The organism is Methanobrevibacter sp. (assembly GCF_045114555.1).
Taxonomy (GTDB): domain Archaea; phylum Methanobacteriota; class Methanobacteria; order Methanobacteriales; family Methanobacteriaceae; genus Methanobrevibacter.
On sequence record NZ_JBGUKT010000016.1, the window covers coordinates 114,429 to 121,180 of the forward strand.

The 6,752-nt window shown below is 30.5% G+C and carries 7 protein-coding genes; 4 read left to right on the top strand and 3 right to left on the bottom strand.

What is annotated here, in order from left to right; genetic code table 11:
• Positions 1–76 precede the first annotated feature (76 nt).
• Positions 77–964 (bottom strand): DMT family transporter, encoded by an 888-nt coding sequence (locus ACJMLB_RS03400; RefSeq protein ID WP_405323682.1) that lies wholly within the window; start codon positions 962–964, stop codon positions 77–79.
• Between the two features lie 281 nt (positions 965–1,245).
• On the opposite strand from ACJMLB_RS03400, the gene ACJMLB_RS03405 reads away from it, so the two are divergent.
• The gene (locus tag ACJMLB_RS03405; RefSeq protein WP_405323684.1) at positions 1,246–1,755 is read left to right on the top strand and encodes a hypothetical protein; all 510 of its coding nucleotides are present in this window, start codon (positions 1,246–1,248) and stop codon (positions 1,753–1,755) included.
• Positions 1,756–1,930: 175 nt separating this feature from the next.
• Positions 1,931–2,170, top strand: coding sequence for a hypothetical protein (locus ACJMLB_RS03410; RefSeq protein WP_295606476.1), 240 nt, complete (start codon positions 1,931–1,933; stop codon positions 2,168–2,170).
• Between the two features lie 117 nt (positions 2,171–2,287).
• Here the strand turns inward: ACJMLB_RS03410 and ade are convergent, their stop codons facing one another.
• Positions 2,288–4,012, bottom strand: a complete 1,725-nt coding sequence (ade, locus tag ACJMLB_RS03415; RefSeq protein WP_405323686.1) for an adenine deaminase — start codon at positions 4,010–4,012, stop codon at positions 2,288–2,290.
• A 177-nt stretch (positions 4,013–4,189) separates the two neighbouring features.
• On the opposite strand from ade, the gene ACJMLB_RS03420 reads away from it, so the two are divergent.
• Complete coding sequence (locus tag ACJMLB_RS03420; protein WP_405323687.1) at positions 4,190–4,615, top strand: secondary thiamine-phosphate synthase enzyme YjbQ; 426 nt, start codon at positions 4,190–4,192, stop codon at positions 4,613–4,615.
• 36 nt (positions 4,616–4,651) lie between these two features.
• Complete coding sequence (locus ACJMLB_RS03425) at positions 4,652–4,891, top strand: DUF3781 domain-containing protein (protein WP_405323689.1); 240 nt, start codon at positions 4,652–4,654, stop codon at positions 4,889–4,891.
• A 228-nt stretch (positions 4,892–5,119) separates the two neighbouring features.
• On the opposite strand, the gene ACJMLB_RS03430 is transcribed toward ACJMLB_RS03425, so the two are convergent.
• Positions 5,120–6,752, bottom strand: a 1,633-nt coding sequence (locus ACJMLB_RS03430) for a DUF11 domain-containing protein (RefSeq protein WP_405323690.1), incomplete at its 5' end; no start/stop codon positions are given.

Below are 6,752 nucleotides of genomic sequence, written 5' to 3' on the forward strand. Positions count from 1 at the left end.
CCTTTAATTTTTTAGCTATTTTTATTTTCAAATATTTTTTAAAAATTCATTCTTTTTTCTATTTTTATACTATTTTTCAAGCCTCATTTGCAGAGCTTCTGCTTAAGAGTATCAATGCAGCTATTGTAATGATCACTCCACAAACCATAAGTGCTGTAGGCATTTCCATATAAACTATCATTCCAAATGCAAGAGCTGCTATTGGCTCTCCAGATGATAATATAACAGCGGTTCCAGCGTCCATATGATTTAATGAAATTGTAATGAATATGTAAGGCAATGCGAATGAGACTAATGAATGCAACAATAGGAATAATATGTTTGGAACTGGATTCAAGCTTACGAAATTAGCAATTTGGGTGAAATTGGTAAATGGAATTGTCACTATTGTGATTGTAATCAATGAGTATAATAGTATTGTAAATGTATGCCTTCCCATATCAATTGATTTTCTTGATGTAACTGAGTATATTGCCCAGAAAATAGCAGACCCAATACCTGCTATGATTCCTATCCATGAAATGTCAATTGAATTTTCTTCAAGAAGTCCAGTAACCAATGTACAGCCGATAAGTACAAGAATTACGCATAATACTTTAATTGAAGTGATTTTCTCTTTAAACAGGAAGTATTCCAATACCAGTACGAAAACTGGTGCAGTGCTCAATAATATAGCTGCAAGAGATAATGGAACAGTATTGATGGAGCTATTGTAACATAAGTTCAATCCAAGTATGCATAGTCCACACAGTACAAATAATGGAATATCCTCTTTATTAATCTTCAATAGGCTTTTATCAGTGAGGAATATGGCTATAGCTATGTAAAGAATAGCTATTGAAAATCTTAAAAAAAGCAATGTGGTTGAATCCACTCCATTTTCAGTTAATGTTCTGACAAATATTCCAGTGGATCCAAACATTATTCCCGCAATGATTGGTAAAAGCAAGTATATCTTCTTCATTATTTCACTTATTTTTTTTAATTCATTATATGTTATATATCTCATTTTATTAAATTTTTATCTTTCATTGATTAACTCATGTATTTTTCATATATTTTTCATATATTTTTCACATATTTCTCGTAATATTTTTTATCAATTTCAATTAAAAATGAATACATTTATATATTTTGTATGACAATTTAATAGTATACAAAAGTAATTCATGTAATACATTACTGAATTATTTTTATTGATTTAGAAAATTTTTATAAGATTTTTATTTAAATTGGGGGAGAGAAATGCCTGAAAATGATGGAAATAATGAGCAAAAAAGCAATAACTATGAATTTGACAACTCTGGATTCAAAGCTAAGGATTACAATGATGCAGATGAGTTTGACATTTGGGATTTAGAACAAATATTCAAGGATAGAGTTAAGATATTGCAGGATCTAAACACTGAATTCTGGGATGCTTACGAAGATTCCAAAACAGAGGCTTCAGGAAGAAAAGCTGGTGAAAAGGAAAGGTTGCAGCCTTTAAGTGTTAGAGTGAAACCTCATACCAAGAAATTCCTTAAAGAGGAATCCATTCTTTCTGCAAGAGAGATCTTGGAAATCTATGAAGATTACAATAATGGCAGTGAAGATTATATAAATTCATTAAAAAGAGATGAAATGCTTCTTAAGGAAGAGCTTTCTGAAATTGAATTGAAATTGCAGAATGCTAAAGAGTTTACAGAAAAGTTAAATGACATTAAGGAAGCAAAACAAAAAAGAAATGAAAAGATCAAGATTGATATTGAATAATATAGATTAACTTTTTTCTTTTTTTATTTTCACTTATTTTTTTTACTTTTTTTATTTTTAATTTAATTAATAAGCTATTTTTAACAAACTTTTTTTATTACTTTTTTAACATAATTTAATTATTTTCAAAAACTTTTATTTATCATGAATTTATAATTAAGTTTGATGATTAGTTATGATAATTGAAAAAGTTTCTAAAAATGAGGAATGGGAAGATTATTTCATAAAAAGCAAATCCTCCAATAAGCATTACATTATCACTTTTGACCTTTTAGAGGATACAGTAAGCTGTGACTGTGAAGACTTCAAATACCGTAGGGAAAACCTAAAATTTGGTGGAGTCAAAGTAAGCGATAAAGAAAATCATTGCAAGCACATAAAAAAGATTTTAGAAATTAGAGATAAGTTAAAATAAGTTAGAAGATTAAAAAAGAACCAATTTTCACAGTTTAAGTTTATATAAAATTTAAAAAAAGAAATAAAAAAGAAATAAAAAAAGAATAAAATAAGAATTATTAAAAAAGGAATAACCTTATTTAATAATTACATCCATAAATTCGAAATTATCCCCATCGAATAATCCTTTATCGGAAATTTTAATGGATGGAATAACTAGCAATGCCATAAATGCCATTGTCATGAATGGCGCTTCTATTTGACATCCTAATGCTGCTGCCATTTTATGTAAAACTTCTAATTTTTCAGCTACAACATACACATCCTCATTAGACATTAATCCAGCAATAGGAAGAGGCAATGAGTCTGAGAAATCTTCACTGACAACACTAATACCTCCCATATCGTCAATGACCTGATTTACTGCATCAGCCATCTCTTGGGAATTATAACCGATGACGATTATGTTATGTGAGTCATGAGCTACAGATGAAGCGATTGCTCCTTTTTTAAGTCCAAATCCTTTAACGAATGCGTTAGCAATGGTGTTTCCACCATAACGTTCTACAACTGCAATTTTTAAGACATCTTGATAAATGTCTGGTTGCACTACACCATCTTTTACAGGTAATGTTGCAGTTGCTTTTTTAGTTAAAAGGTCACCGTCAAAGCACTCTATTACATTGACTTCACATTCGTCACCACCATCATAATGTATATCAAAGTCACTTGCAGTCTTTTTAGTGGTATTGATTGTATTTCTAGGTTCGATTTCCGGAACGTCAAATAATACATTCTCTCCATCGAATACACATTGTCCACGAACATATGTTTTTAGGATATTGCAGTCGTAGATACTGTCAACAATTATAAAATCAGCGCTTGCACCAGGCACAATAGCTCCACAATTTATATTATAATGATATCCTGGATTGATTGTTACCATATTTACTGCTTTAAGAATATCAATTCCTAAATTCACTGCTTTACTAACTGATTTATCTAAATGGCCATCAATTAAATCTTGTGGATGCTTATCATCACTAACTATGAAATCGAATAAAGGAGAGTAAATTTTTCTCTCAAATATGTCTCTAAACATAAGACCCATAGGTCCTGAGAAATCAAGTTGTTTACCCGCTTCTTCTATATCAAAAAGGCCTTCCATATCCATAGCGGATGATCCATCACGGACCATAATTTTCATACCTTTTATCTTTTTCTCAAGAGCTTCTATAACATTACTGCATTCGTGGTCTGTACTTATACCTGCAGCAAGATATTTATCCAAATCTCCTCTAGTAACGAGTGGTGCGTGACCATCAATTGGCTTTCCATATTTTTTTGCCAATTCTATTTTCTTGTGCACCTCTTCATCGCCATTAATTACACCTGGGAAATTCATCATTTCTCCTAATGCTACAATTTCATCTTTTTTAAGCAAATATTCTATATCAGATGAATCTAAAATAGCGCCTGAAGTCTCAAATGCTGTAGCAGGTACACAGGATGGGGCAGTGAAGAAAAAGTTAAAAGGAACTTGCTTCGCATTTTCAATCATTGCTTCAACCCCTTCAATTCCCAAAACATTGGCAATTTCATGAGGGTCGCAAATAACACCTGTGGTACCATGACGAACTGCAATTTTAGCAAATTGTGCAGGTGTAACCATACTACTTTCAATATGAATATGTGAATCAATGAATCCTGGAACCACCAATCCTTTTACATCCATCTTAGGAAGGTCCTTTTCAGAAACTGTAATTGGGGTCACTTCTTTAAATAAACCGTCTTCTATTGTAATTCTAGCAGGATAAATAGTATCAGATACTACATCCAACATATATGCTGTAAATGACATCTTATTCACTCTCTTTTAAAAATTGGATTATGATATTATCAAACCAAAATATTTTTATCTTTTGCTTAAGTAATTCTTTATTTTCTGTATTATAAAAATTTTATGAAAAGTATTTTCAACACTATTATAAGTAAAGTTTTATAATCCAAATTCAAATATATTTATGATGGTGATTTGATGGTTGTAATAAGTAAATCATTAAAGATTAGTTCAAGTCATAACTTTCAGATTATAGACATTACAAAGGATATTGTAGCTATTTTGAATGAGACAAGTAAGGAAAATAAAATAAGTAATGGTATTGTTAACATATTTACAAAGCATTCTACAAGTGCCATTCGTGTAAATGAAAATGAAAAAGGACTTTTATTGGATTTTGAGAAAGCATTAAAAGACATAGTCAAGGAAAAGGACAATTATAAGCATGATTTTATAGATAATAATGCTGCATCCCACATTAGGGCATTCTTGCTTGGTTCATCTGAAACCATTCCTATAGTTGATGGAAGATTAGATCTTGGAACTTGGCAATCAATATTCTTTATAGAATTGGATGGTCCAAGAAGAAATAGGACAATTGATTTAACTTTTATTGGAGCATAATACATTTTATCATTAATTTTTTGTTTGGGGATTCATATGGAGTTATTGAATAATATTGATAAAGTCCACACTACTGAAATGGGCGTGGATAGAATAAAAAGAAACATCGATGTAGATGTTGAAGACATTGTAAAGTACTGCATAGATAAAATAAAACAGGATAATGCAGTTATTGAAAGAAAGGGTAAAAATTATTATGTAACTGTTGATGGTATAATAATAACTGTAAATGCATCCAGTTATACAATCATAACCGCTCATAAAGAGAAAAAATAGTTTTAAATTGCTTAAAATAATATTTTAAAATCATACTTAAAAACAGTGTGAATGCTTTTTTTTTTAAATTGTTTTGTAAAAATAGTTTTTTTTTAATTTTTTAATTGTTCTTTTTTAAAAATTAGTTTAGCTATTTGTTTTTTTTAACTTTTTTTTTGGATTGATTTAATTTTAATTTTGTAAAAAAAATAAAAGAGGGAAAATTAAATTTTCCCTTAATACAAAATTTTATACTTTTCTTCTTAATGTCACACCAACGATTGCGATTAATGACAATATAGCAATTAACAATGGATTACCGGTAGGTATTATATACGGTGGCTTATGTTCTTTTATTACGATTACAGTAGCGGAATCCTTATTATTTGAAGTGTCATTGTCAAAAGTATCACTTTCAACATATGCTTCGTTAATGATTTTTCCAGTTACTAAAGCCTTTACATTAATTATTAATGTTACCACTTCACCGTTTTCCATATCTCCAATTCTCCAAATTCCTGCTGCAGGATCAAAGTCACCTTTGGATGCTTCGAAACCAAGGAGTTCTAATCCTTTAGGCAAGAGGTCATATACACGAGCATTGACTGCTGTATCAGGTCCGTTGTTTATAACAGTAATAATATATGAGAATTTATCTCCAACATGTACCTTAGTTACATTAGCATCTTTAATAAGCATTAAATCAGCTATTGCTATAACTTTTATAGAACTGTTGTCATAATTATTGCTTTCATTTGGATCATAAGTTTCTGATGAAACAACAACTTCATTATCAATAATAACGTTAGTAGCATTTACTTTAGTTTTAATATTGATTGTTCTAGATGATCCATTTGCAAGATCTCCTAATTCCCAGACTCCAGTTATTGGATTGTATTTTCCATTGGAATCATCGGAAATGTAGATGATGCCTTTAGGCAATATGTCTTTTGCAATTGCATTAATTGCATCATTAGGACCGTTATTTACAACTTTGATAGTCCAGATAACTGTGGTACTGTTAAGACAATCTATACGATAGTGATCATTTGTTTTTGTAACTGCTAAATCAGCCAGTGGAATTGGGTCAATTGTACAGTTAACAGTTTTGTTTGTTCCGTTAGGAGCAACTATAGTAAGATTGTTAGTTAATTCTCCAATGGCCAATGCTCTGACTTTTACTTTTATCACCGCACTTGAGAATGCAGCAATATCTGTAATTGTCCAAGTGATTTTTTGTCCATTGATGACTTCTTTAATTAATTTAGCACCAGTTATACTTACAGTTTCAATAAACTCTAAACCATTTGGTAAACTGTCGATTACACTTATATTATTAGTGTAATTTATGTCTCCAGTATTGATAATGGTTAAATTATATACAACAGTCTCATTGTAGAATGGAGTTGTATCATTCACTGTTTTGTTTACATCTGGGATATCTATTACTTTAACGGATTTGTTTGCAACATTATTGGATAAGTTCCAGTCATCTTCATTGCAAGTGACGTTAACATAGTTAGTAGTCAAGTTTGTAACGATTTTTGCATAAGATCTTATTACTAATGTTACAGAAGTTCCGTTTTCCATAAATCCAATATTCCATTCACCAGTTTTTGAGTCGTATGTTCCTTTTGTTGCTGTGTAGTCAATAAATACAAACTCACTTGGGAATACATCTTTGAGTACGACATTTGTTGCATTTGTACCGTTTGCCGCATTTGAGACATTTATGGTCCAAATAGCAATGTCATCTACAAAGTATTCCTCTCTGTCGCTAGTCTTATTGGTTGCCACGTCAACGATTGGTTCTACTGTAATGGTTCTGTTTACAGTCATGTTGGTTCCTTTCGGAGTTTTGATTGTTAGGTTGTTTTCAAGG

Bases quoted from the DNA above. Each gene is read 5' to 3' on its own strand.
- ACJMLB_RS03400 (WP_405323682.1), bottom strand. From the start codon at position 964: ATGAAGAAGATATACTTGCTTTTACCAATCATTGCGGGAATAATGTTT.
- ACJMLB_RS03405 (WP_405323684.1), top strand. From the start codon at position 1,246: ATGCCTGAAAATGATGGAAATAATGAGCAAAAAAGCAATAACTATGAA.
- ACJMLB_RS03410 (WP_295606476.1), top strand. From the start codon at position 1,931: ATGATAATTGAAAAAGTTTCTAAAAATGAGGAATGGGAAGATTATTTC.
- ade (WP_405323686.1), bottom strand. From the start codon at position 4,012: ATGTCATTTACAGCATATATGTTGGATGTAGTATCTGATACTATTTAT.
- ACJMLB_RS03420 (WP_405323687.1), top strand. From the start codon at position 4,190: ATGGTTGTAATAAGTAAATCATTAAAGATTAGTTCAAGTCATAACTTT.
- ACJMLB_RS03425 (WP_405323689.1), top strand. From the start codon at position 4,652: ATGGAGTTATTGAATAATATTGATAAAGTCCACACTACTGAAATGGGC.